Source organism: Vibrio sp. D401a, from assembly GCF_030248515.1.
Classification (GTDB): domain Bacteria; phylum Pseudomonadota; class Gammaproteobacteria; order Enterobacterales; family Vibrionaceae; genus Vibrio; species Vibrio rotiferianus.
Genome location: NZ_JAHGAI010000002.1, coordinates 1 through 25345, shown reverse-complemented (window position 1 = coordinate 25345; position 25345 = coordinate 1). Strand labels below are relative to the sequence as shown.

At 45.3% G+C, this 25345-nt stretch carries 20 protein-coding genes and 1 riboswitch; of the genes, 9 read left to right on the top strand and 11 right to left on the bottom strand.

The annotated features are described in order from the left end of the window. Positions 1-106: 106 nt before the first annotated feature. From topA to KIV41_RS02385, 4 genes are all read left to right on the top strand, one after another. Positions 107-2734: a type I DNA topoisomerase gene (topA, locus tag KIV41_RS02400; protein WP_010447216.1), complete on the top strand. Its 2628-nt coding sequence runs from the start codon at positions 107-109 to the stop codon at positions 2732-2734. A 486-nt stretch (positions 2735-3220) separates the two neighbouring features. Further along, positions 3221-4438, top strand: coding sequence for a glucose-1-phosphate adenylyltransferase (gene glgC / locus KIV41_RS02395; RefSeq protein ID WP_010447217.1), 1218 nt, complete (start codon positions 3221-3223; stop codon positions 4436-4438). Then, on the top strand, positions 4428-5885 hold the full coding sequence (gene glgA / locus KIV41_RS02390; RefSeq protein ID WP_252041812.1) for a glycogen synthase GlgA: 1458 nt from the start codon (positions 4428-4430) through the stop codon (positions 5883-5885). Before glgC ends, glgA begins: the two co-directional genes overlap by 11 nt. A 121-nt stretch (positions 5886-6006) precedes the next feature. Next, the gene (locus KIV41_RS02385) at positions 6007-6810 is read left to right on the top strand and encodes an alpha/beta fold hydrolase (RefSeq protein WP_038885824.1); all 804 of its coding nucleotides are present in this window, start codon (positions 6007-6009) and stop codon (positions 6808-6810) included. 41 nt (positions 6811-6851) lie between these two features. On the opposite strand, the gene KIV41_RS02380 is transcribed toward KIV41_RS02385, so the two are convergent. The 5 genes from KIV41_RS02380 to torD form a co-directional block, all read right to left on the bottom strand. Then, positions 6852-7169, bottom strand: a complete 318-nt coding sequence (locus KIV41_RS02380) for a putative signal transducing protein (RefSeq protein ID WP_171306177.1) — start codon at positions 7167-7169, stop codon at positions 6852-6854. Further along, a complete protein-coding gene (locus KIV41_RS02375; RefSeq protein ID WP_010447227.1) occupies positions 7166-7861 on the bottom strand; it encodes a TVP38/TMEM64 family protein in 696 nt (231 codons plus the stop codon). Before KIV41_RS02375 ends, KIV41_RS02380 begins: the two co-directional genes overlap by 4 nt. 117 nt (positions 7862-7978) lie before the next feature. After that, positions 7979-8569, bottom strand: coding sequence for a TfoX/Sxy family DNA transformation protein (locus KIV41_RS02370; protein WP_010447229.1), 591 nt, complete (start codon positions 8567-8569; stop codon positions 7979-7981). 116 nt (positions 8570-8685) lie between these two features. After that, positions 8686-8776: riboswitch (cyclic di-GMP riboswitch) on the bottom strand. Between the two features lie 274 nt (positions 8777-9050). Next, on the bottom strand, positions 9051-10055 hold the full coding sequence (gene purR / locus KIV41_RS02365) for an HTH-type transcriptional repressor PurR (protein ID WP_010447231.1): 1005 nt from the start codon (positions 10053-10055) through the stop codon (positions 9051-9053). A gap of 447 nt (positions 10056-10502) precedes the next feature. After that, on the bottom strand, positions 10503-11150 hold the full coding sequence (torD, locus tag KIV41_RS02360) for a molecular chaperone TorD (RefSeq protein WP_285335599.1): 648 nt from the start codon (positions 11148-11150) through the stop codon (positions 10503-10505). Positions 11151-11383: 233 nt separating this feature from the next. On the opposite strand from torD, the gene torR reads away from it, so the two are divergent. After that, positions 11384-12097: a two-component system response regulator TorR gene (torR, locus tag KIV41_RS02355; protein ID WP_010447235.1), complete on the top strand. Its 714-nt coding sequence runs from the start codon at positions 11384-11386 to the stop codon at positions 12095-12097. Positions 12098-12184: 87 nt separating this feature from the next. On the opposite strand, the gene elyC is transcribed toward torR, so the two are convergent. Continuing rightward, complete coding sequence (elyC, locus tag KIV41_RS02350) at positions 12185-12970, bottom strand: envelope biogenesis factor ElyC (RefSeq protein WP_045388164.1); 786 nt, start codon at positions 12968-12970, stop codon at positions 12185-12187. Positions 12971-13084: 114 nt separating this feature from the next. On the opposite strand from elyC, the gene cmoM reads away from it, so the two are divergent. Genes cmoM through mukB form a run of 4 tightly spaced genes read left to right on the top strand, consistent with a single transcriptional unit; the run spans position 13085 to position 20388 of the window. Further along, positions 13085-13876, top strand: a complete 792-nt coding sequence (cmoM, locus tag KIV41_RS02345) for a tRNA uridine 5-oxyacetic acid(34) methyltransferase CmoM (RefSeq protein ID WP_045388300.1) — start codon at positions 13085-13087, stop codon at positions 13874-13876. Positions 13877-13878: 2 nt separating this feature from the next. Beyond that, positions 13879-15216, top strand: a complete 1338-nt coding sequence (mukF, locus tag KIV41_RS02340; RefSeq protein WP_252041813.1) for a chromosome partition protein MukF — start codon at positions 13879-13881, stop codon at positions 15214-15216. After that, positions 15197-15922: a chromosome partition protein MukE gene (gene mukE, locus KIV41_RS02335; RefSeq protein WP_252041814.1), complete on the top strand. Its 726-nt coding sequence runs from the start codon at positions 15197-15199 to the stop codon at positions 15920-15922. Before mukF ends, mukE begins: the two co-directional genes overlap by 20 nt. Before the next feature lie 2 nt (positions 15923-15924). Next, positions 15925-20388, top strand: coding sequence for a chromosome partition protein MukB (gene mukB, locus KIV41_RS02330; RefSeq protein ID WP_252042107.1), 4464 nt, complete (start codon positions 15925-15927; stop codon positions 20386-20388). A gap of 118 nt (positions 20389-20506) precedes the next feature. On the opposite strand, the gene KIV41_RS02325 is transcribed toward mukB, so the two are convergent. The 5 genes from KIV41_RS02325 to cmoB all read right to left on the bottom strand — a co-directional run bounded on the left by KIV41_RS02325 (position 20507) and on the right by cmoB (position 25280). Beyond that, entirely contained in the window at positions 20507-20656 is a 150-nt protein-coding gene (locus KIV41_RS02325) for a hypothetical protein (protein WP_088881076.1), read from the bottom strand. Between the two features lie 195 nt (positions 20657-20851). Further along, complete coding sequence (locus KIV41_RS02320; RefSeq protein WP_010447257.1) at positions 20852-21820, bottom strand: alpha-L-glutamate ligase-like protein; 969 nt, start codon at positions 21818-21820, stop codon at positions 20852-20854. Between the two features lie 3 nt (positions 21821-21823). Beyond that, a complete protein-coding gene (locus KIV41_RS02315; RefSeq protein WP_045388157.1) occupies positions 21824-23329 on the bottom strand; it encodes an inactive transglutaminase family protein in 1506 nt (501 codons plus the stop codon). Positions 23330-23340: 11 nt separating this feature from the next. Then, the gene (locus tag KIV41_RS02310; protein WP_285335598.1) at positions 23341-24087 is read right to left on the bottom strand and encodes an ATP-dependent zinc protease; all 747 of its coding nucleotides are present in this window, start codon (positions 24085-24087) and stop codon (positions 23341-23343) included. A 221-nt stretch (positions 24088-24308) separates the two neighbouring features. Beyond that, positions 24309-25280 carry a tRNA 5-methoxyuridine(34)/uridine 5-oxyacetic acid(34) synthase CmoB gene (gene cmoB / locus KIV41_RS02305; protein ID WP_010447263.1) on the bottom strand — a complete coding sequence of 324 codons (972 nt, stop codon included), beginning with the start codon at positions 25278-25280 and terminating at the stop codon, positions 24309-24311. Between the last annotated feature and the right edge of the window lie 65 nt (positions 25281-25345).

Sequence of the window (25345 nt, the reverse complement as noted above, 5' to 3'; positions counted from 1 at the left end):
CATCTCGCACAATAGTAAAAAAAGAAGCAATGAAATAGAACATTATGCGGGTAGCTTCCTTTGGGAGTTTTAACCCGCATTATTATGAAGGACGTTAGAGTCAGTTATGGGTAAATCACTCGTTATAGTGGAGTCACCAGCCAAGGCAAAGACGATAAACAAGTACCTTGGTAAAGACTTTATTGTTAAGTCTAGTGTTGGTCACGTGCGTGATCTCCCTACGGCCGGTCAAAGCACTGGTGAGAAAAAAGCAGCGGCTATTTCTACAAAAGGAATGAGCCCAGAAGAAAAAGCGCGAGTCAAAAAAGAAAAAGACCGTAAAGCTTTGATCAAAAAAATGGGGATTAACCCATATCATGACTGGGAAGCGAACTACCAAATCCTTCCAGGTAAAGAAAAAGTTGTAAGCGAACTGCAAAAATTAGCCAAAGATGCTGACCACGTCTATCTCGCAACCGATTTGGACCGCGAGGGGGAAGCAATCGCATGGCACCTTCGTGAGATCATCGGCGGCGATGAAGAGCGATACAAACGCGTAGTTTTTAACGAGATTACTAAGAATGCAATCCAACAAGCTTTCCAAACACCTGGTGAGCTAAATATGGATGGTGTTAACGCACAGCAAGCACGTCGATTCATGGACCGCGTTGTAGGTTTCATGGTTTCTCCATTGCTATGGAAGAAAGTTGCGCGTGGTCTGTCTGCTGGTCGTGTACAGTCGGTAGCGGTGAAGCTGTTGGTTGAGCGCGAGCGTGAGATTAATGCTTTTATTCCAGAAGAATTCTGGGATATCAACGCAAATACGCACACTAAAGACAAGACTGCATTCAAACTTCTTGTTGCGCAAAAAGATGGCGTTGCGTTTAAGCCTGTCAACGAGACAGAGACCAAAGCAGCGCTTTCAGTACTGGAAAAAGCGAGCTACGAAGTTTGTAAGCGTGAAGACCGCCCAACAAAGAGTAAGCCGTCTGCACCGTACATCACTTCAACACTGCAACAAGCGGCAAGTACTCGTCTTGGCTACGGCGTTAAGAAGACAATGATGCTCGCGCAGCGTTTGTATGAAGCGGGTTACATCACCTATATGCGTACTGACTCAACCAACTTGAGTGCGGAAGCAGTAGATGCGGTTCGTGGATTCATCGGCTCTGAGTATGGAGACAAGTACCTTCCTGCTAAACCGCTAACGTACGGTAGCAAAGAGGGCGCACAAGAAGCGCACGAAGCGATTCGTCCTTCAGATGTTTCTGTGAAATCAGAAGACCTACAAGGTGTTGATGCGGACGCACACAAACTTTATTCATTGATCTGGAATCAGTTCGTTGCCTGTCAAATGACGCCAGCAGAATACGATTCAACGACAATCAGTGTGAAGGCGGCAGAATACACGCTAAAAGCGAAAGGCCGTATCCTCAAGTTTGACGGTTGGACTCGCGTACAACGCCCAATGGGTAAAAACGAAGATACGATTCTTCCAGCCGTTCAGTTAGGCGAAAAGCTAGACCTAGAGTCACTAGAGCCTAAACAGCACTTTACTAAGCCACCTGCACGTTTTACAGAAGCGGCATTGGTTAAAGAGCTTGAGAAGCGCGGCATTGGTCGTCCTTCAACTTACGCTTCTATCATCTCTACGATCCAAGATCGCGGCTATGTGAAAGTTGAGCAGCGTCGTTTCTACGCAGAGAAGATGGGCGAGATCGTTACAGACCGCCTAGATGACAGCTTTAACGACCTAATGAACTACGACTTCACAGCTCGTATGGAACAGAAGCTTGACCAAATCGCAGAAGGCGACGTGATGTGGAAAGATGTCCTAGACAATTTCTTCACCGACTTCACTGGCGATCTTGAGAAAGCGGAACAGGACGAAAACGAAGGCGGCATGAAGCTGAATCACATCGTGATGACAGACATCGAGTGTCCGACTTGTAGCCGTCCAATGGGTATCCGTACTGCATCTACGGGTGTATTCCTGGGCTGTTCTGGTTATGCATTACCACCTAAAGAGCGTTGTAAGACAACGATTAACTTGGGTGATGAAGATGGCATCATCAATGTTCTAGAAGAAGATGTAGAAACTGCAGCGCTGCGCGCGAAGAAGCGTTGTCCTATCTGTGAAACGGCGATGGATGCGTACCTGATCGACGATAAGCGTAAGATGCACGTTTGTGGTAACAACCCGAACTGTGAAGGCTACATCGTTGAACACGGCGAGTTCAAAGTGAAAGGCTATGATGGCCCAGTTGTTGAGTGTGACAAGTGTGGCTCTGACATGGTGCTTAAGAACGGTCGCTTTGGTAAATACATGGACTGTACGAGTGAGACGTGTAAGAACACTCGTAAGATTCTGAAGAATGGCGAAGTTGCGCCTCCGAAAGAAGATCCAGTTCATTTCCCTGAACTGCCATGCGAAAACTCAGATGCGTACTTTGTTCTACGTGATGGTGCTTCTGGCCTGTTTATGGCAGCAAGTAACTTCCCTAAATCACGTGAAACTCGTGCTCCGCTGGTATCTGAACTGGCGCGTTTTGAAGAACGTTTGCCTGAAAAGTTCAAATATTTAGCAACAGCACCGCAGGAAGATCCGGATGGTCGCCCAGCTGTAGTTCGATTTAGTCGTAAAACTAAGGAGAACTATGTGCGTTCTGAAGAAAACGGAAAACCAAGTGGGTGGACCGCTCTTTATAACGAAGGCAAGTGGGATATCACTGATAAGCGTAAAAAAGCGAAGTAATTCGATTCTATAACGACAAAGGCAGCTAACAAGCTGCCTTTTTTATTTTCAAAACCCTTCAATTTTTGATTGTCATAGAGCTTTCATCAAGACGCCGTATTTTTATTAAACACACCTATTTGTACGCTTGCTGTGTGTAAATTGTTTTCATGATGTAAACGATTGCGTTGCTTAGTGTGACCGAATTATCGTCTTGAGCAAGTAACCTCTGTACGCGACACAGAATGGCATATTTAAAATTGTAATTTAATTCCAATTCGATAATTTAATACCTAATAAGTGCAACCGATTGCTGCCAATTAGTATAAAAACAAACCGAATAAATACGGCAGTAGAAAGGAAAGCACAATAGCTTAATTTTGCTCGCTAACTCACGGTTAGAGTTGGTGGAGTAGATACTATAAGGTATCCGCTCGATTACCCCTGAGGCTTATCATGATCGAGTGGATATGGAAATCCAAGCTATAACTATATGGAGAACAACGAATGGCTGGTGTTTTGGGAATGATTCTTGCTGGCGGTGAAGGCTCTCGTCTGAGGCCTTTAACGGAATCCCGCAGTAAACCTTCGGTCCCTTTTGGCGGAAGTTACCGACTTATTGATTTCGCTTTGAACAACTTCGTGAATGCGGATTTGATGCGCATTTACGTCCTTACTCAATTTAAATCTCAATCTTTATTCCATCACATGAAAAAGGGATGGAACATCAATGGCATCACAGATCGTTTTATTGACCCGATCCCTGCCCAGATGCGTACGGGTAAGCGTTGGTATGAAGGTACAGCAGATGCTATCTACCAAAACCTGCGTTTTATGGAGTTGGCTGAGCCTGATCAGGTATGTATTTTTGGTTCAGATCATATCTATAAAATGGACATCAAACAGATGTTGGCTTTCCACGAAGAGAAAGAAGCTTCGTTAACGGTTTCCGCATTACGTATGCCACTTTCGGAAGCATCCCAGTTTGGAGTGATAGAAGTGGATGCGGAAGGGCGTATGATCGGTTTTGAAGAAAAACCAGAAAGTCCGAAATCTATCCCAGGTGATCCAGAGCATGCACTTGTATCTATGGGGAACTATGTATTCGAAGCTCAGACCTTGTTCGCTGAACTGATTGAAGATGCTGACAATGAAGCTTCAACGCATGATTTTGGCAAAGACATCATTCCTAAGATGTTCCCACGTGGCGATGTGTTTGTTTATGACTTCAGTACTAACCGCATCACTGGCGAGAAAGAAGAAGTTTACTGGCGCGATGTAGGTACGATTGATGCGTACTGGCAAGCTCATATGGATCTTCTCGAGAAAGACGCTCCGTTCTCTCTATACAACCGAAAGTGGCCACTGCATACTTATTACCCACCATTGCCACCGGCGACCTTTACTGACTCTGTTAATGGTCGAGTGCAGATCATCGACAGCTTGGTATGTAACGGCAGCTACGTGCGTGGTTCACGTATTGAAAAGTCAGTACTTGGATTCCGCAGCAACATTGCTTCAGCGTGTGACATTAGCCAGTGTATTTTGTTGGGCGATGTGAAAGTCGGGGAAGGTTGTGTGCTTCGTCGCGTGATTGTCGACAAAGACGCAGATATTGCTCCAGGTACACAAATTGGGGTAAATCTACAAGAAGATAAGAAACACTACCATGTGTCAGATGATGGCATTGTTGTAATTCCAAAAGGAGCACGTGTTGGCTACTAACAATTTGTCTGTTCTGTTTGTAGCGTCTGAAGTCGAAGGACTGATTAAAAGTGGTGGCTTGGCTGATGTAGCCAAGGCACTGCCGGAAGCCCTTCAAAATCTTCAGCAAGATGTACGAATTTCTATTCCAGCTTATACCGGTATAGAGCAACTGTCAGAAGCTGAGACGGTTCTAGAGACAGAACTAACGAGTTGGCCTCATACTGCTTATCGAGTTCTAAAACTGATGCTTGGGGACAATCTGGTTTACTTAATTGATTGTCCGCCGTATTTCAATCGTCCTTCTATGTATGCGGAGAATAACCAAGCTTATTCAGACAATGGCGAACGTTTTGCATTTTTTAGTGCTGCTTGCCTTGATATGTTACCAAAGCTAGGCTTTCAACCAGACATCGTACACGCTAATGATTGGCATACGGGCTTAGTTCCATTCCTACTCAAACATCGTTATGGCGACGACGCCTTTTTTGCAAATACTCGCAGTGTAATCTCGATTCATAATGCGGTATTTAAAGGGGTATTTAGTTACGATGATGTTCAGTGCCTCCCTGAATTTCATAGTCGAAACGTATCAGACGCAGCGGTAAGTGCGACACACATCACCATGCTCAAAGCAGGCGTGATGAACGCAGATAAAATCAATGCAGTAAGTCCGACTTATGCAGAAGAGCTTAAGACTGAACTCGGTAGCCATGGCATGGCATGGGAGTTTCAACAACGTGCTGATGATTTAGTGGGCATTCTAAATGGCTGCGATTACAGTGCATGGAATCCGGAAACAGATCCTAGTTTACCACTGAACTACAAAGCGAATCGGCAAAGTATGGTGCGTGGTAAGAATACCTGTAAGAAAGCCCTACAAGATAAGTTGGGGCTTGGTGCGTCAGATTGCGCGATGTTTGGTATGGTGTGCCGCCTAACGCAGCAAAAGGGTGTGCATTATTTGCTACCAGTATTGGCAGACTTTCTGAAACACGATGTTCAAGTCGTGGTGGTGGGAACGGGAGACCCTATTCTTGCCGCTCAATTGAAAGAAGTCGCAGCGCAGTTTGCAAATAAGTTTGTTTTTGTGGAAGCATACGATAATGAACTCGCACACCTTGTTGAGGCTGGTTCTGATTTCTTCCTGATGCCTTCAGAGTTTGAACCTTGTGGTTTGAATCAGATCTACAGTATGGCTTATGGCACCTTGCCTATCGTTCGTGGGGTTGGTGGCTTGAAAGATAGCGTTAATGACTACGATGTGGACATTGAAGAAGCCACAGGTTTTGTGTTCTATGAGCCGACACCGCAAGCATTGCTGCTGACTATGCTAAGAGCTCTATTGCTCTACGCACAGAGTCCGAACGAAGTAAAGCGTGTTCAGCTTCATGCGATGCAAAGGGATTTCTGCTGGCATAAAGCCGCAGAAGAATATTTGCAGTTGTATAGGTCTGCGTTAAATTAACGCAAAATTTTTAAAAAATGTAACTAAAGGCACCGAATGAGGTGCCTTTATTACCTTGCCCTTATAGAGTGTGGTACGATTTACTCACTCTTTTTATACAGAACGTTTTCCAGACTGATAAATGACTCAGCCACTTCTATTCCATAAAACCTATTTACACCCTACCAGTAATGAGTGGGTCGTTTTCGTGCATGGTGCTGGTGGCAGTTCTTCAATATGGTTCAAGCAACTTAAGGCTTATAAAGAACATTTTAATTTGCTCTTAATTGACCTTCGAGGACATGGAAAGTCAAACCAGTTAATCAAAGAATTGATGACAAGTCGCTACACCTTTACGGAGGTAACGCAAGACATTCTAAAAGTGTTGGATCACTTGAAAATCCAATCTGCACATTTTGTTGGTATGTCACTTGGAACGATCATCGTCCGTAACCTCGCGGAGCTTGCTTCTGAGCGTGTTCGTTCTATGGTGCTTGGTGGTGCGGTGACACGTTTGAACACGCGTTCACAAATTCTGGTGAAATTGGGTAATTTAGGCAAACACATTTTGCCTTACATGTGGCTGTATAAGTTGTTTGCCTATATTGTGATGCCACAGAAAAATCAGCGTGAGTCGCGTCATCTATTTATCCGTGAAGCGAAAAAGTTGTGCCAAAAAGAGTTCAAGCGATGGTTTATCTTGGCCGCAGACGTTAACCCGTTGATGAAATATTTTAAGGATCGTGAACTCCCGATTCCGACGCTGTATTTAATGGGTGATCGGGACTATATGTTCATCAAGCCAGTTAAGGAGATGGTCGCAGTGCATAAGCAGAGTGTATTACGCGAAATCCCCGATTGTGGCCACGTATGCAATGTAGAAAGACCAGATGATTTTAACCAACATTCCATCGAGTTCATTAAGCAGCAAAGTTTAGCTGCTTAACGCAACGCTAGGTCAAAGCAATAGAAAAAATAGGGGATATATCACTGCTCCCCGATTTGATACCCGCATTGCCAACACGCACCAAACTGCCCCTCATTTATCTCTGAACATTTTGGACACCGCCAATCTCGATAAGTCTGATTTGCTTGTTTTTGGTAATCTTCAACAATAGCAGCAGCTTTTAACTGTTGCTCTGGGTGTAAAAGCCAAATATAGGGGTCTGTATCGTCACCAAACGGCAATTCTCCCTTTAGCCCAAACATTCCTTCACCTCGAACTTCACAGCCAATTTTCTCGGTCTTGAGAAGCTCACAGACTATGTGAGCTTCAGCTGGGTTTCTCGCTATGAAGATTTTCATTGAGCGTTTCCATTTTGCTGAACTTGAGTTGGGCGAATCTTACTCATAACCCATTTGGCAATGATTGGAAACAAACCAAGTAAGGCAAATGACGCAAGTACGGTGGGTGACACAATGCCAGAAAGACTATCTATGGTGGCTAATTGAGTACCAGCGTTCAGATAAACTGCTGTACCTGGCAACATACCAACTTGGCTAGTGAGGTAGAATCGTGCAATGGTCATTGGTGTCAAACCCATCAGCAAGTTGATAAGGAAAAATGGGAAGACGGGAATAAGACGTAGTGAGAAGAGATAAAACGAGCCGTCTTTCTCAACGCCTTCGTTTATCGCACCTAGCTTATTACCAAACTTGCCTTGTACCCACTCTCGCAGTAAGTAACGGCTGCTAAGGAAAGCAATGGTCGCACCAATAGTGCTGGCAAAAGAAACCAATAAGAGACTGGTCCAGAAACCAAATAGAGCAGCACCCAGAAGCGTTACTACGGCAGCTCCGGGAATGGAGAAAGCGGTGATAGCTATATACGCAAAGAAATACGTTGCTGCAGCAAATACGAAGTTTTGGCTAATAAAAGCATTCAACGCCTCTTGCTGCGCCTTGGCATTTTCTAGGGTTAGATATTGACCAAAATTCACACCTAAAAAGATAATCGTCGCGAGTAGGATCAGTCCTAAAATCAGTTTCTTATTCATATCTATCATTCCATTTCTGCTTCTTAGATAATAAGACAGAATGGAGTGAGAAAAAATTTCAAAAAAAAACCGCAGTGTAAAACTGCGGTTTATGAATACCTGGAGCTCAAACTTGTATTATGAGAGGTGGTTAATTAGCTCTTCTCGGCGAGACTGAGGAACAACGCTCCAATGAGTACCGTTAATAGCGCCTTCAAGGGCCCACAGTAACTCGATGCTTACAGAAGCGGTATGCGTTTCCTGGATCGCTTTATAGGCGTTTAGCGCACCTTGTTCTTCGAGCTGAGTGACAGAGTCAATACCAGCTTTTTTAAGCATTCTCTCTGTCGCTAGTCTAAGATTCGGTAGGTCTTTTAAACGCGTTGGTTTAGAACTGGCTTGCTGTTCTTTTTCAAGCTTTGCAGTTTCGAGTGAACTTTTGGCTACTTCCACTAAGTGTTGTGGTGTATCCCAAAGGTCTGGTGAAACGGCGTAGTACTTAGTAACAACAGGAAATCCACGCTTCTTGTATACGTAAGGTTTAAGTCCCTGAGTTTCAAAGTCTGAAGATGTCTTTTTATCTGCTCTGATATGAAGCTGGTTGTTAACGACTAATGCAAACATTGTTTCATCAGCAAAAAGGCCAAAGCCGCCAAACATTGAGCGTGACTTGATCGTACCAAGCACCTCAAAAAGCTTCATAGAGTCTTTGAGTATCGGTTTATCCATGATGTGTTATCTCGGTGTAATTTAAATTACGCCACCAAAAATCAGGTCCGAGAGATTAGCAAACGCATGCAGACACAATGTCATTAAAGGGTAAACTCGTCATATGCATACTTGCCATCGGTAACCCCGCTACCATGCTATCTCATGCGATAGTTTAGGCCGGAAGCTTTGCGTCCCACCCTTTAGAGTGGTTTGCCCTGTGCGTGACACTGAGAGCATACTTGCTATATTGGACTAATATCACATTTTGCGCTTATAAATGTGATCTCGGTTCAATTAATAATTATTTTTTCGTGAGTTAAGTTTCATAAATTAACAAAGTGGTCTACCCGAAAAAGGTCAGTGCTAGAGAGTTGAATACACGAAGAAATAACAAGTATGAAAAGTTTTACATACAAACTCGTTGCCGCGGATGAATTGTGAAATAAAAAAGCACCCATGTGGGTGCTTTTATGATGAGCAAACGAGTACTACCTAGAGACTACTTGAGCTTTCTAACCGTATTTCTAATCACGATCTCTGGCTGCATTTCAAACACTCGTTTTTCGTGTTCTTTATCTTTGATACGCTCTAGTAGAATCTCAAACGCGTTTTTACCCACACGACGTTTTGGTTGGTGGATAGTCGTTAGTGGTGGTGAGAAGTACTCTGCCAGCTCAATGTTGTCATAGCCGATAACAGAAACATCATCTGGTACCTTGATGCCGTTCTGCTGAAGGCGGCTCATCAAGCCAAGTGCCATAGTGTCATTGAAACAGAAAACTGCAGTAGGGCGTTTTTCCATTGCAGTAATGTTATCTGCCGCTAGCACAGCGGTATCACACTCAAAGTTGCCTTCAAGAATCCAATCTTCGTTAACCGCAAGGTTTGCTTCTGCCATTGCACGGCGATAACCCGCAATACGCTCTTGGCACGCAGCTTTTTCGAAGTGACCGCTTAAACACGCGATGTCTGTGTGACCATTGTCGATCAGATATTTTGTCGCGATGTAACCGCCTTCTTCTGAGTTATCAATGATCTTGTCTGCTTGTGAGCTTTCTGGACCCCAGTCCATCACAACTTTAGGTATGTCTGAGTGACGATCAAGCATCTCTTTTAGTTCTTCCGTCAGGTCAGAACACATTACTAGAATGCCATCTACACGCTTTTCAGCGAGCATGCGGATGTAGTCACGTTGCTTCTCGTAAATACCGCCCGTGTTACATAGGATAAGAGTGTAACCTTGACGGTAACAGTAGCTCTCAACACCATCGATCACTTCAGAGAAGAACAGGTTGGTAGATTGAGTTACTAGCATACCGATGGTACGAGTTGAGTTGCACTTTAAACTGCGCGCAACGGCACTTGGTGCGTAATTAAGTTCATCCACCGCTTTCATTACTTTTTCTTGAGTTGCTTCTGCAACAAAGCGAGTTTTATTAATTACGTGCGAAACCGTAGTGGTAGAAACGCCGGCTAAGCGAGCAACGTCTTTAATAGTGGCCATAAATGATGTCCTGTATCGAGCTACTGTAAATACCGTAGTGAAGACAACCATACGCTTAGGGTCTTGCGCAAACCGAGCAACTGCGAATAGGGGCATTGCTGAGATATTTGGCAGCGGTTGTTCCGAAATCGGTATAAAAAGGTTTGTAGCAACATTTATCGCTGAGTCTCATATTCCTTTCTTATACTAAGTGAGGAATTGGTCAGCAATCCTGTTAAGAAAACACAAAAACCGCTTTATTTCAGCGGTTTACATATAAATCATATTTAATCGTTTGCGCTCACATTTTAGACTGATGCGGGCAAGCTGGCAATGTTTTAGGTGGTTGTTTTGTGCCTCGGAGGTCACAGTTTAACGGCTAAATGGATTGTATTTCTCTGCGCCAGATTAAAAACAAACGAATAAAATAGGGAGTCTGAATGACAGACTCCCCAAAATAGGCGGCAATTATTCACCAAGAAGGTAGGTGCTGTCCAGTTTACAAAATGCAATTAATAGTTGCGCGACACTAACATAGAAGCCAAATTCATCGAATTGCTTACATTTAGCGGCAAACTGAGGTAGCCATGTCAAAAGGTGTTGCTGGATGAACTCATTTTGCTTTTCGAACGCATCTTCCATGTGTTTTTCTTGCTCGAGTTCATTTGAGCGGATAATCATATTGCCTAAAAAATCTAACTCGACTGCTAAATGATCCGCAGGCTCTTTTAGATTTTCGTCAACTTGCACACCAAAGTCTGCCATCAGCTTTTCCATCTCTTCTGCTGGTTTATCGTTTAATAAACCAGATTCACCGATGTACATTGAGGCATAAGGTAGCGCACCGTGCTTTTCTGTTTTAAGAAAAAGTTCACAGAAGTCCGCAGCTAGCTCTAACTGAGCATCTTCACGATCTTGTAGGCGATTAAGCGCATCAACAAGGGTATCAACCGATGGTTTGAGTGTTTCATTTTCACCCAAACCAGCTAAAAAGCTTCGAATTTCAACACTATGATAAGATTCCAGCTCCTTGTTTGTTAGCTCTTTTGCGAACAGGCTAGAAAACCACCAATAAATCTCAGCTCGTTTTTCGTTAAAAGCTTTCACTTCTTGCATTTTTTTGCTCCCAAATAGTTATCCCCTAAGTGTAAACAATTAAAATGAATAGCAGTAACTATAATTGTTATGGTTTATTGGGAAATATGCATGTTTATGAATGGCGGCAAATAAGCTTGTTTTGCATCAATAAATCCACAAAATCTTGCTTTTTATTGTAACTATTACTAGATATGTTACTAGTTATGAATAGAATACGTCTTGGAAGATAAAAAAGACAGAAAGTGGTGTAAATGAGCTATCACGTATTAGTCGTAGAAGATGATGTTGTAACTCGCAGTAAGCTTGCGGGCTATTTCCAAAATGAAGGTTACAAAGTTAGTGAAGCAGAAAGCGGTGCTGAAATGCGCGAAGTGCTTCAAGAAGGCGATGTAGATTTGATCATGCTGGATATTAACCTGCCGGGTGAAGATGGCCTTATGCTTACGCGTGAATTACGCAGCCAATCAGATATCGGCATCATATTAGTGACAGGACGCACGGATAGCATTGACAAAATCGTGGGCTTAGAAATGGGCGCAGACGATTATGTAACAAAGCCTTTTGAACTAAGGGAATTATTGGTTCGCGTTAAAAACTTGCTGTGGCGTATCTCAGCGGCTCGTAACGGTTCACAAAAAGCAGCAAATGATACGAATGAAGAACACATAGTGCGCTTCGGTGAGTGGACGTTTGATATTCAGCGTCGTGCTCTAAGTCGCAATGGTGAGCCAGTGAAACTAACGAAAGCAGAGTATGAGCTGTTAGTTGCCTTGTCTTCATACCCAAATCAGGTATTAAGCCGCGAACGTATTTTGAATATGATCAGCCACCGAGTGGATGCGCCAAACGACCGTACTATCGACGTTCTGATTCGACGTATGCGCGCTAAGATGGAGTTTGACCCAAAGAACCCACAAATCTTTGTGACCGTTCATGGTGAAGGCTACATGTTCGCAGGTGACTAGAGTCTGCTGACTTAAATCAACGCGTTAAAGAAAAAGGAGAGCAATGCTCTCCTTTTTTGTGCCTGTTGGTTTAGTTTTGAAGCCGGCTTAATTCGCTTCTTCGACTGGCGCCTGGCCAATATTGTCGCGTAGGTGCTGCCAGATAATACCCAGTGTTTCGTGCCAGTATCGTTCCGTTTGTTCTAGGTACTGTGCTTTTGGAGCATACCGATGCCAAGGTTGGTTGATATCGGCAACAGCCAAGAAGTTGGTTGGCGCTGGGATGGGCTTAATCCCTGCTGCACGAAACTCGTACATTGCGCGCTTCATATGGCTTGCTGAAGTCACTAGCACAATATCTTTCTGTTTTACGAATGCCGCTGCTTGCCTTGCTTCCTCCCAGGTATCTTTCGCATCTTCAAGCAAGATGATGTCAGATTTTGCCACACCAAGCGAAAGGGCTACGTTAGCCATCATACGGGCATGGCTGAGTTCTGACCCTCCAGCGTAGCCTGACAAAATGAGTTTTGCACCTGGATACATACGAAGAATACGTATACCTTCAGTGAGTCTCATTAAAGCAGCACGACTCAGTTGTGAGGTAGGTGGTATTTCGTCATCGACCACATGGCCAGCTCCTAAAACCATCACATAATCGACCGATTCTGACACGGGTAAGAACGCTTTGTATTCGCGTTCCAATGGCATGAGCAGCTTGGTCGAAATAGGTTGAAATGAGGCAAGGAAAATGCCAGCAAAAGTGAATAGAACAATGAAACAACCAGTTTTACGTTTGCTGGTAAAACTAATTAAAAATAGGCCAAATAGACCAATCAGCAGTAAGGCCGGTAAGGGCATGAGCAAGGCTGATATTACTTTTTTCAGCTCAAACATACTTAAATAGTCCGAAAAAACATCAATTGATTATAAAAATGAGGGAGACCCTCTTTATTCCTGCTTTTCTTGTGCCAGAATAGCGGCACAATCCGATATGATAACCCAGTAGACGTGACAGAAGACCGTAATTTCGACGATATCGCCCACAAATTTGCAAAAAATATTTACGGATCCGATAAAGGTGAGATCCGCCAAATCATTGTATGGGAAGATTTTCTACAGATTCTAAGTGAATTAGAGGCTGACCAGCAAGCCCTGCAGGTACTTGATGCAGGTGGTGGCTTAGCACAAATGTCGCAAAAGCTTGCTAAGCTCGGACATCACGTTGCTTTATGTGATCTATCTTCGGAAATGCTGCAACTAGCAAAGCAGGATATTGAAAAAAACGGTTTGCTTGAGCAGTATCGCCTGATTCATTCGCCTGTCCAATCCATTGGTGAACATATGGAAGCGCAGGTGGACCTTGTCATGTTCCACGCAGTGATGGAGTGGTTGGTAGACCCGAAAACCGCACTCGAAACCGTTTTGGAACAGGTCAAGCCGGGGGGCATCGCTTCGGTTATGTTCTATAACCACCACGGCTTAGTCTATAAAAATGTGGTTTGTGGCAACATTCCTCATGTTTTAGACGGCATGCCTCATCGGAAAAGATTTAAACTACAGCCACAGAAAGGTCTAAAACCTGAAGAGGTCTATCAATGGATAGAAGATTCTGGTTTTAGTATTTGTGGAAAATCTGGTATTCGTTCATTCAGTGATTACATAGGCAATATGGAATACATGGGCGATTACGAGTTTGAAGATGTGTTGGCGCTAGAAAAGCAACTTTGTCGACAAGAGCCATACCTCTCATTAGGCCGCTATATTCATGTGTGGGCTAAGAAGAACGATAAACAGGAATAACGATGAGTGAGATGACTCTCAATGCTGCAGAGCAACCAATCGATGAGTTGGTTGGCTGGGTAAAGCAGCACGATTTCTCGTTGAACCTGACCACTGAGCGACTGGCATTTTTGATTGCTATCGCTGTATTAAGTAATGAAAGGTTCGATGAAGAATTGGGTGAAGGTGAATTGCACGACGCATTTGCCATCGTCACTCGACTATTTGATGAGACGGGCGAAGCTTCGGCTTTCCGCGCAAACAATGCCATCAATGAGATGGTTAAGCAGCGTCTTATGAGCCGTTTTGTCAGTGAAATTACTGACGGAGCGAGCATTTATCGCTTATCGCCATTAGCGGTAGGAATTACTGACTACTACGTGCGTCATCGTGAGTTCTCGAAACTGCGTCTTTCTATCCAGCTATCCATGGTAGCGGACGAAATGGCGAAAGCGATTGAAGCAGCACAAAAGGGTGGCACTCCAGGCCACTGGAAGAAGAACGTATACGGGATCTTGAAATATTCTGTAGGCGAAATCTTCGATCAAATTGACCTCAACCAACGTGTGATGGATGAGCAGCAACAATCTGTGAAACAACAGATTGCTGACTTGCTTAACAAAGACTGGCGTGAAGCAATCAACAACTGTGAAGCGCTTCTGTCAGAAACATCCAGCACGTTGCGTGAACTTCAAGATACGCTGCAAGCTGCCAGTGATGAACTGCAAACTCAGATCCTAGATATCCAAGAGATTGTCTATGGTGACCCTGAGCTTGAGTTTATTGAAGAAGCCTTGTTTGGTCTGCAGATGAAGCTGGACCGAATCACAAGCTGGGGCCAGCAAGCGATCGACCTTTGGATTGGTTACGACCGACACGTGCACAAGTTCATCCGTACCGCTATCGATATGGATAAGAACCGAGCGTTTAGCTCGCGTCTGCGTCAGTCCGTTAAAGACTACTTTGATTCGCCTTGGTATCTGACTTATGCAGATGCAGAAAGGCTTTCTGACCTTCGTGACGAAGCCCTAGTGCTGCGTGATGACGAGGTAACAGGTCAAGTTCCGTTGGAAGTGGAATACGAAGAGTTTCAACAAGTCAATGATGAGTTGGCAGAGCGTATTGGTGACATGCTGAAAGCGCATAAAGACCAAGGCGTGCCAATTGACTTGAGCGTGGTACTGCGAGATTACCTTGCACAACACCCTCACACTCATCACTTTGATTTAGCTCGCATTGTCGTTGATCAGGCGGTACGTATGGGATATTCCGAATCCGACTACCAAGCCGTTCAGCCAGACTGGAAAGCAATCAACGAATTTGGGGCAAAGGTACAAGCGAATGTTATCGACCGATACTAATGAATACATGTCAGAGAATCTGGCAAAAGCAATTTCTAACCCTCTGTTCCCAGCGCTAGATAGCATGCTTCGAGCAGGGCGTCATATCTCAAGTGAAGACCTGGACAACCACGCGTTGTTGTCAGACTTCGAACTTGAGCTTTCTTCTTTTTACCAGCGCTACAACACCGAATTGGTGAAAGCGCCAGAAGGCTTCTTCTACCTGCGTCCACGTTCAACGTCTCTGATTGGTCGTAGTGTGCTTTCTGAGCTGGATATGCTGGTGGGTAAGGTACTGTGTTTCCTTTACCTAAGCCCAGAGCGTCTTGCGCATGAAGGCATCTTCACTAACCAAGAGCTGTACGACGAACTGCTTGCTCTAGCAGATGAAAACAAGCTGATGAAGCTAGTGACGAACCGTGCGACTGGTTCTGACCTTGATAAAGAAAAGCTGTTTGAAAAAGTACGTACGTCACTTCGTCGTCTGCGTCGCCTAGGCATGATCATCAACATCGGTGAAACCGGTAAATTCAGCATCAGTGAAGCGGTATTCCGTTTTGGTGCCGATGTACGTATTGGCGATGACATGCGTGAAGCGCAGCTGCGTCTGATCCGTGATGGTGAAGCGGTAGTGCACACCAAAGAGCCAAGCCAAGGCAGCCTATTGTCTGAAGAAGAGCAAGACGACCAAGCCCAAGAAGAAACAACAGAAGAGGGTGAAGCATGAGCATGATTGAACGCGGTAAATACCAATCGCTGACCATGGTCAACTGGAACGGCTTCTTTGCCCGTACGTTTGACATCGATGGTCTCGTCACCACGCTATCAGGTGGTAACGGTGCAGGTAAATCAACCACAATGGCGGCGTTCATCACCGCATTGATTCCTGACCAAACGCTACTGCACTTCCGTAACACCACAGAAGCAGGCAGCAGCCAATCGTCTCGCGACAAAGGTCTGTACGGTAAGCTACAGCCGGGCGCATGTTATGCGGCGCTAGACGTGGTGAACTCACGTAACCAACGCCTATTGTTCGCAGTAAAACTGCAGCAAGTTGCGGGTCGTGATAAGAAAGTAGACATCAAACCGTTTGTTATCCAAGGTCTTCCAAGCCATGTGAAACCAACGGATATCTTGATTGAAAGCGTATCAGCGACTCAAGCTCGTGTACGTCAAATCAACGAAGTAAAAGAATCGATCGCAGAATTTGAAGGTGTTCAATTCAAAGCGTTCTCTTCTATCGTGGATTACCACGCACAAATGTTTGAATTCGGTGTGATTCCGAAGAAACTGCGTAACTCTGGTGACCGTTCTAAATTCTACCGCCTGATCGAAGCATCGCTTTACGGTGGTATCTCAAGTGCGATTACACGCTCGCTACGTGACTACCTTCTGCCACAAAACGGCGGCGTGAAGAAAGCGTTCCAAGATATGGAATCAGCACTGCGTGAAAACCGCATGACGCTAGAAGCGATCAAAACCACGCAAGCAGACCGTGACTTGTTCAAACACTTGATCACTGAGTCGACCAACTACGTGGCTGCGGACTACATGCGTCACGCGAACGATCGTCGTAACAAGCTGGATAAAACGCTGTCACTGCGTTCAGAGCTATTTGGCTCTCGTGAAACTCTTGTTGAGCAAAACAACCTGCTTAACCGCGTTCAAGAAGAGCTAGAGCTACTGATCGAGTCGGAATCTGCTCTAGAGCAAGATTACCAAGCGGCTTCGGATCACTTGCAACTGGTGCAAAACGCACTGCGCCAGCAAGAGAAGATCGAACGCTACCAAGAAGATCTTGAAGAGCTAAGTGAGCGTCTTGAAGAACAGATGATGGTAGTGGAAGAAGCGCAAGAACGCGTGATGATGGTAGAAGAGCAAGCGACCGTTGCAGAAGAAGAGGTGGATAGCCTTAAGACGCAACTGGCGGACTACCAACAAGCACTCGACGTTCAGCAAACTCGTGCACTTCAATACCAACAAGCGGTTCAAGCGCTGGAAAAAGCGAAGCAACTACTTGGCGATGACAGCCTAACGGCAGAATCGGCACAAGCGCTTGTCTCTGAGCTTAAGAGCAAAGAATCTGAAAGCACCAATGCGTTGCTATCGGTTAAGCACAAACTGGATATGTCTTCTGCAGCAGCAGAGCAGTTCGAAACGGCGCTTAAACTGGTACAGAGCATCGTTGGTCAAGTTGAGCGTAAAGACGCGTCTGAACATGCGAAAACCGCAATTGCGAAAGCGCGTGAATCTAAGCAAGTTGCGCAAAACGAACAGCAATGGCGTGCACAGCACCGTGACCTTGACCGTAGCCTTAACCAGCAACGTCAAGCGCGCGAGCTAGTGAATGAATACCAAAAGCAATTCCATGTTGAACTGACTGACGAAATCACGTTTGAACAAGAACGTGAACGTCACGCGATGCAAATCGACTCGCTAGAAATGACGCAGGAAGACGTGCGTGAGCAACGCAGCGAACAGCGTCGTCTAGAGCAAGATGCAGCTGCGGAAATCAACAAGCTAGAAGCCATTGCTCCAACTTGGATTGCGGCGAACGATGCGCTAGAAAAATTGCGTGAACAAAGTGGCGCTGAGCTAGAAGATAGCCAGTCAGTCATGAGCCAAATGCAAGTGGTGCTTGAACAAGAGAAGACCCTTTCTCTGGCAAAAGACAAACTGGCAGAGCGTCGCAGCCAACTTGACACTGAGATTGAGCGTCTTGCTTCTCCTGGTGGTTCAAACGACCCTCGCCTGAAAGGTTTGGCAGATACTCTAGGCGGCGTATTGCTGTCTGAGATCTACGATGACATCACAATTGATGACGCGCCTTACTTCAGTGCGATGTACGGTCCGGCTCGTCACGCTATCGTTGTTTCTGACCTCTCTGGTATCGAAGAGAAACTGGTAGAGCTAGACGACTGTCCAGAAGACTTGTACATCATTGAAGGTGACATCGATGCCTTTGATGACAGCTCATTCGACGCTGAAGAGCTAGAAGGTGCGGTTTGCGTTCGTATGAACGATCGCCAAATGCGTTACTCTCGTTTGCCTGAAATCCCATTGTTTGGTCGTGCAGCACGTGAGCAGCGTTTAGAGCTACTACGTAACGAACGTGAGGAAGTGGTTGAGAAGCACGCGAAAGCAGCATTCGATTCGCAAAAAATGCAGCGTCTGTACCAAGCGTTCAACCAGTTTGTGGCAAGCCACATTCAAGTAGCATTCGAAGCTGACCCAGAGCAAGCATTGGCAACCATTCGCGACAAGCGTAACCAAATTGCTCGCGTACTGGCTGATCTGGATGCAAAAGAGCAGCAGCAACGTTCTCAACTGCAAACCAGCAAGCAAGCGTTGTCTTCTCTAGACAAGCTAGCACCAAACATGGCGTTGATTGAAGATGAGTCGCTGCAAGCGCGCTTTGATGAGTTGGAAGAGAAAATCGCTCAACTTTCAGAAGCAAAAGCGTTCCTAACCAACCACGCGAAAGCAGTGGCGGAACTAGAAAGAGTGGCGGTTGCTCTAGATGCTGATCCAGAGCAATTCGATGCGCTAGAAGCAGAATACAAAGCGGCAGACGAACAGCTACAAGATCTTAAGAAGCAAATCTTTGCACTCTCAGATCTCGTTGAACGTCGCCACTACTTTGCTTACGCAGATTCAGTAGATCTACTGAACAAGAGTAGCGAACTGAGCGAGCAGCTAAAAGCAAAACTGGTTCAAGCTGAACAAATGCGTACCCGCTCTCGTGAAGAGTTGAAACAGTCGCAAGGCCAAATGAACCAATACAACCAAGTATTGGCATCATTGAAGAGTTCGCACCAAGCGAAACTGGAAACGGTTCAAGAGTTCAAACAAGAACTTCAAGAGTTTGGCGTTAACGCGGACGAAGGTGCAGAAGAGCGTGCAATGCGTCGTCGTGATGAACTGCATGAGCGACTACACACGTCTCGTAGCCGTAAGAGCGAATACGAGCGCACAATCACCTCTACTGAACTAGAGATGAAAGGCTTGGCGAAACGTCTGAAGAAAGTTCAGAAAGAATACGTTGAGCTGCGTACCTTCGTGGTTGCAGCGAAAGCCGGCTGGTGCTCGGTACTTCGTCTGGCGCGCGAGAACGATGTTGAGCGTCGTCTACACAAACGTGAACTGGCTTACATGTCAGCGGATGAACTGCGTTCAATGTCGGATAAATCATTGGGTGCGCTGCGTCTGGCGGTTGCGAACAATGACGACCTACGTGATGCGCTGCGTCTATCAGAAGACAACGCACGACCAGAGCGTAAAGTTCTGTTCTACATTGCTGTGTACCAACACCTTCGTGAGCGTATTCGTCAGGATATCATCCGTACTGATGATCCAGTGGAAGCAATCGAGGAGATGGAAGTAGAGCTAGCGCGTCTAACGGAAGAGCTAACGCAACGTGAAAACCGCCTAGCGATCAGCTCTGAGTCAGTAGCGAGCATCATCAAGAAGACGATTCAGCGTGAGCAAAACCGTATTCGTATGCTGAACCAAGGTTTGTCGAACATCTCGTTCGGTCAGGTGAAGGGCGTACGTCTAAATGTGAAGATCCGCGAAAGTCACGAAGTGCTACTGAACGGTCTAGCGACACAACAAGAGCAGCATAAAGATCTGTTTGAATCGACTCGCTTTACCTTCTCTGAAGCAATGGCGAAACTGTTCCAACGTGTGAACCCACACATCGATATGGGTCAACGTTCTCCTCAGGTTCTGGGTGAAGAGCTACTGGATTACCGTAACTACCTAGAGCTAAGTGTAGAAGTGAACCGTGGTACAGATGGTTGGCTACAGGCTGAGTCTGGCGCGCTATCAACAGGTGAAGCGATCGGTACTGGTCAGTCAATCCTACTGATGGTAGTGCAAAGCTGGGAAGAAGAATCTCGTCGTCTACGCAGCAAAGACATTGTGCCTTGTCGTCTGCTCTTCTTGGATGAAGCAGCGCGTCTGGATGCGAAATCGATCGCGACATTGTTCGAATTGTGTGACCGTCTGGATATGCAGCTTCTTATCGCGGCACCAGAAAACATCAGCCCAGAGAAAGGTACGACTTACAAACTGGTACGTAAGGTGTTTAAAGACCACGAGCACGTACACGTAGTGGGTCTGCGTGGTTTTGGTCAAACGGACAAGCCTAAGACCGAAGCACAAGAGATGATTGAAGAGTTTGAGTCCTAAACTCCGAAGCTAATAAAACGCCCGCAAGAAACGCGGGCGTTTTTGTATTTGTAAAACGAATTAAGCCGAGTCTGTAGGGCAACAGGCTCGGCTTATTTTATTGCATGGCAGCAAAGTGCTACTCGTCTGAATAATCTTTTCCTTTTTCGATCATTTCAGCGAGTTCATTAAGTGCTTGGAATGAGATTTCTGACAAACGTTGAAGCTGCTCATCAATATCGTCATTCTCAGGGATGGTATTATTATTATCTGCATTTGTCGTATGCATTGCCCAACCTCTCTGAGTTGAGTTAGGGGAGCTGTAATCATAGACAAATTTCGAGGATAAAAAGAAATGATTAATGACTAAAATGTTAGCTTGATCATTTAACAAAGTAAAAGTGTGCAAATAAGCTCATTTGCTTTGTAAGGGTTACTGAGAGAGTTAGTAAAAAAAAGAGCCAGCTCTCAGGCTGGCTCTTAGTTAGAATTGAGATTTAACCCCAAACTGCTCTGCGGCATAGGCCACTCGCTCTTTAGGTTTTGGGTACTCGGCAGGAGTGCCTAGATTTTCGATGTGTCTTAGACGAGGAAGCAGACCTGCCCCGTTTGCTATTTGGATGGCCAAGCCTGGGCGAGCATTTAGCTCTAACACCATTGGACCTTCTTCTTTGTCCAAAACCATATCGGTACCCATATATCCCAGTCCAGTCATCTCCCACGCGCTGGAAGCAAGTTCTAGTAAACGCTCCCAGTGAGGCACTTGCAGTGTAGACAAGTCTTTCCCAGTATCTGGGTGGTGAGTGACGGGTTGGTCAAACTGTACCGCACGAATGGCTTTGCCTGTCGCGATGTCGATACCAACGCCAACCGCACCTTGGTGAAGGTTAGCTTTGCCATCAGAAGCTGCTGTAGAGCAACGCATCATTGCCATCACAGGGTAGCCTTTGAACACAATGATTCGTACGTCTGGCACACCTTCATAACTGAAACCATCGAAACAGTCATCAAACTTAATCAAGTTCTCAACTACGGCTACATCGTTCTTACCACCAAGAGAGAAAAGGCCTGCTAGGGCGTTACTAATGTGACGCTCCACCTCTTCTTTATTGCAGGTAGCACCGGATGGTTTGGTATATACACCGTCTTTATGCGACGTAATGACCAAAATACCTTTACCACCACTGCCTTGTGCGGGCTTGATAACAAAGCCAGGCCATTTTTCGACCATCTTATGAATGGTCTTTACTTCTGCTTGGTTGTGGATCACGCCAATCAGGGCAGGGACAGTTGCCCCTGCGGCTTCTGCAATAATTTTGGTTTTCAGCTTGTCATCAACCAATGGGTATTTGGAACGATCATTGTAGCGACCAATGTAACTATGGTTGCGTTTGTTCATCCCCATAATACCTTTATGGCGAAGCTTGGCTGGCGAAGTAAAACGTTCAAACATCGTTTAGTCCTCCGCTAGTGGTTTAAAGCGACGTAACTCAGTTAGACGGTAACCTGTGTATGTACCTAGTAGTAGAATGCCAGCCAGAACAATAAGCTGTAGGCCGATAAAGTTAAACGTTAGGTGCTGGATGTAGGTGTTAGTCATTGCCAAGTAAACCAGTACCGCAGTTAGGAGTGAACCGCCACCTTGAAGGGCAACTTCTTTTGCGCCTTCCTCTTCCCATAGAATCGACATACGTTCGATAGTCCATGACAAAATGATCATTGGGAAGAAGGTAATGGTTAAGCCTTCTGTCAGACCGATCTTAAAGGCCACAACCGTGAACACAGAGATAATCATGATTACGGTGATGATTACTGCGGATATCCGGGCTACCAGAAGTAAGTTTAGCCTCGAGAGGTAACTTCGGATTATGAGACCTGTACCAACAATCAATAGGAAGCCAACAATACCAGTCACAAGCTGCGTTTGTACAAACGCTACTGCGATAAGGACGGGCATGAAGGTACCGGATGTTTTAAGGCCGATAATCACACGTAGGAACACAACGATAAGCGCACCAATTGGAATCAGCATGATGGTCTTAAACATCGCTTGTTCTTCAAGAGGTAAGCTATGAATCGATAGGTTGAGTAAACCGTCTGCTTCGACTTTGTTGTTAGTTGCTTGTTGTGCAGTCACTTCTTGTTTGATCATCGAGAAGTGGACTTGGCTATTTTGACCACCAATGAGATCAAGCAGCGAGACGTTGGATTCATCCCAAACTAGAAGGTTAGGCTGTGCTGCCGCTTGCTCGGAGTTTGGTGAGAACAGAACCCACTCCTCTCCAGACCACACTTGAACCATTTGTTGAATAGCTTGGCGACGGCGCCCATCTTCTAGCTCAATAACGCCAACAATTTTACTCTGCACTCCAGCGCTGAGTAACATTTTGTGTAGAGCATCAGTTCGGTCAAAATCGTTGAGGATTAACGCAGCGTTTTGACTGTCAGGATCGTTTAATGTTTTGATCAGTTCACGAGCGAACGTAACATTATCTGCGGAACGGCTCATTGCTCTTTCGATCAGTGCGTTGGCCGCTGCCTGCTGTGGTGCCGACAACGTAGGAGGGACAATATCACCTGTTGGTGGAACAGGAGTCACTTTCGCTTGTGGGTCAACAAGAAACTGTGCTTTATAGTAGATAGTTTGTGGCCCCGTAGCTTGACGAATAGACCATTCAGCTCGACGACCAGAATCTGTATTAACGTATGATACGCCGTAGCCTGGAGATGAAGCGGATTCACCAATAAGTGTGTAGCCGTTTTGAGTATGAGGTGCAGCTAACGAAGCTTTAACTTCATTACCATTGGCATTGAACTCGATTCGAGCCTCGACATCCCAAATTTGGCGTGTTTCTCCTGGAGTCCAAGGAACGCCGTAATTTTGGTGTCTGAAAACACTCAAAGCGATACCCGCTGCCACCAATAAGATGACAGACAGATAAAACGGTATTTTTGACGTCATAATCTACCTTATTATTTTTTATCTTCTTGTGTTTGGATGTATTTACGGCTCACATCAACAAGTGCGATGTCACGCATAAACTCTCTACCTAGTAACACAGGATGGTTCATTTGAGAGCGATCTGCCAACGTAAATTGCGCTTTTTCATGAATTTTTCCAACGCGCACCCAAAGTTCTACAACTGCGCGTCGTTCTAATTCTTCAGTGGTCGCTTGACGGATTTTTACGTAACGGATGATAGGTGCTTCAATCCAAGCTTGCTGCTCGTCTTTTGACTTAGTGCTGTCTTCTAGGTGGAAACGAACCCAGTTTTTTCCGTTTCTTTCGAACTCTTCGATATCAACGGCATTCAGTGAAGACGTGGCTGCACCAGTGTCAACACGCGCATCGAAGGTTTGTTTAATGGAATCAATCGTAACGCGTTCAATAGAACCAAGGACGATGTCATGAGTTGGTGTAGCTTGAATTGGAGCTGGTGCTTGGACGATGATCGGATCTTTTGGCTTTCTTACTTCATTCATCGCTTCTTTGCGAAAGCTGGAAAGTTCACCTTCTAACTTGTCAACTTGACCCTCTAGGCTTTCTATATAGTCAGACTGGTTACTAAGTTGAAGCTCTAAATTACTAATTTTGTTGTTAAAGTTGGTCTCTGAGGCTTGGATGGCCGCTAATGTTTCTTGGTGGTACTGTTCACCTTTGGTAAGCGCACATCCGGATAGTAGCGCGACTACAACAATCGGAGTCAATCGTATAAACATTGAAAACCTTGGGGCTGGATTAAGTTGTTTGTTTTTTAAGAGTTTAGCGTATATCGCTAAAGGCTCACAAGTAAGAATCTTTTCGATTGTCTTATATAGTGAGGAATAGCGACAAATAGCAAAAAATTAAGGATGCGATATGCATCCTTAACTGGAATTGAAAAGAGGTTAATGTCTTAACGGAGGGAGTGAGTTAAGACAATGTCAGAAATCTCAGTTAATTATGGCTTAGTTGCCACAAGTACCGCACGGCGAGGGGCAGGGTAACCTTCAACTGTTTTGCTAGGGTCGTTTGGATCAAGGTAATCCGGTAGAGAGTTATGCGTCATCCAGTCTGTTGTGCGCTGCTCGCCAACCGAGGTCACGTTCTCATCCACAATACGTACATCTTTAAAGCCAACCAGCTCTAGCCATACTTTCAGCGCTTTCGCAGAAGGGAAGAAGTACACATTACGCATTTGCGCGTAGCGAGACGTCGGAACCAATACCGCGTTCTCATCGCCTTCGATTACTAGCGTCTCTAGGACAAGTTCACCACCTGATACCAACTGGTCTTTTAGCTGTACCAAGTGATCCAGTGGCGAACGACGGTGGTAAAGCACGCCCATACTAAATACAGTGTCGAACGCTTCTAACTTTGGTAGTTGTTCAATACCTAATGGAAGAAGGTGAGCGCGTTGGTCATCGCCCATTAACTTACGAATCGCTTCGAACTGAATTAGGAACAGGTGAGAAGGGTCGATACCAACCGTTAGGCGTGCACCTTCACCCAACATACGCCACATGTGGTAGCCGTTGCCACAACCAACATCGAGCACGCTGCGGTTTTTTAGTGGCGAGATGTGCGGAAGAACGCGATCCCATTTCCAGTCACTGCGCCATTCAGTATCGATGTGAATACCGTGCACTGTGTATGGACCTTTGCGCCATGGGTGGAATGTACGCAGTAGGCTTTCTAGCTTTTTCAGCTCACCTTCATGGAAAGGCGTATCGTTGCTGATGGTCACCGAGTTTTTGATGTCCACTTGGTTTGGTGCGCCTTGTGGGATCTTGTTCAGCGCTTTCAGCCAGCGACCAAAGTCACCGTGCTCAGCGTTTTGCCAATCTGTTAACTGTTGAGGTAATACGTTTAGCCACGGCTGAAGACGAGTGTCTTGAGCGATTAACTGATAAAAATTAGCAAAATTAAACATAGTTTTTCACTGAGTAATAAATTAAAAAATTGACACTAAATGCGAAACGTTAAGACTTTCTCGCT

Excerpts from the sequence above, each read along its gene's own strand:
- topA (WP_010447216.1), top strand. The coding sequence starts at position 107 with ATGGGTAAATCACTCGTTATAGTGGAGTCACCAGCCAAGGCAAAGACG.
- glgC (WP_010447217.1), top strand. The coding sequence starts at position 3,221 with ATGGCTGGTGTTTTGGGAATGATTCTTGCTGGCGGTGAAGGCTCTCGT.
- KIV41_RS02385 (WP_038885824.1), top strand. The coding sequence starts at position 6,007 with ATGACTCAGCCACTTCTATTCCATAAAACCTATTTACACCCTACCAGT.
- KIV41_RS02380 (WP_171306177.1), bottom strand. The coding sequence starts at position 7,169 with ATGAAAATCTTCATAGCGAGAAACCCAGCTGAAGCTCACATAGTCTGT.
- KIV41_RS02375 (WP_010447227.1), bottom strand. The coding sequence starts at position 7,861 with ATGAATAAGAAACTGATTTTAGGACTGATCCTACTCGCGACGATTATC.
- KIV41_RS02370 (WP_010447229.1), bottom strand. The coding sequence starts at position 8,569 with ATGGATAAACCGATACTCAAAGACTCTATGAAGCTTTTTGAGGTGCTT.
- purR (WP_010447231.1), bottom strand. The coding sequence starts at position 10,055 with ATGGCCACTATTAAAGACGTTGCTCGCTTAGCCGGCGTTTCTACCACT.
- torD (WP_285335599.1), bottom strand. The coding sequence starts at position 11,150 with ATGCAAGAAGTGAAAGCTTTTAACGAAAAACGAGCTGAGATTTATTGG.
- torR (WP_010447235.1), top strand. The coding sequence starts at position 11,384 with ATGAGCTATCACGTATTAGTCGTAGAAGATGATGTTGTAACTCGCAGT.
- elyC (WP_045388164.1), bottom strand. The coding sequence starts at position 12,970 with ATGTTTGAGCTGAAAAAAGTAATATCAGCCTTGCTCATGCCCTTACCG.
- mukF (WP_252041813.1), top strand. The coding sequence starts at position 13,879 with ATGAGTGAGATGACTCTCAATGCTGCAGAGCAACCAATCGATGAGTTG.
- mukE (WP_252041814.1), top strand. The coding sequence starts at position 15,197 with ATGTTATCGACCGATACTAATGAATACATGTCAGAGAATCTGGCAAAA.
- mukB (WP_252042107.1), top strand. The coding sequence starts at position 15,925 with ATGATTGAACGCGGTAAATACCAATCGCTGACCATGGTCAACTGGAAC.
- KIV41_RS02325 (WP_088881076.1), bottom strand. The coding sequence starts at position 20,656 with ATGCATACGACAAATGCAGATAATAATAATACCATCCCTGAGAATGAC.
- KIV41_RS02320 (WP_010447257.1), bottom strand. The coding sequence starts at position 21,820 with ATGTTTGAACGTTTTACTTCGCCAGCCAAGCTTCGCCATAAAGGTATT.
- KIV41_RS02315 (WP_045388157.1), bottom strand. The coding sequence starts at position 23,329 with ATGACGTCAAAAATACCGTTTTATCTGTCTGTCATCTTATTGGTGGCA.
- KIV41_RS02310 (WP_285335598.1), bottom strand. The coding sequence starts at position 24,087 with ATGTTTATACGATTGACTCCGATTGTTGTAGTCGCGCTACTATCCGGA.
- cmoB (WP_010447263.1), bottom strand. The coding sequence starts at position 25,280 with ATGTTTAATTTTGCTAATTTTTATCAGTTAATCGCTCAAGACACTCGT.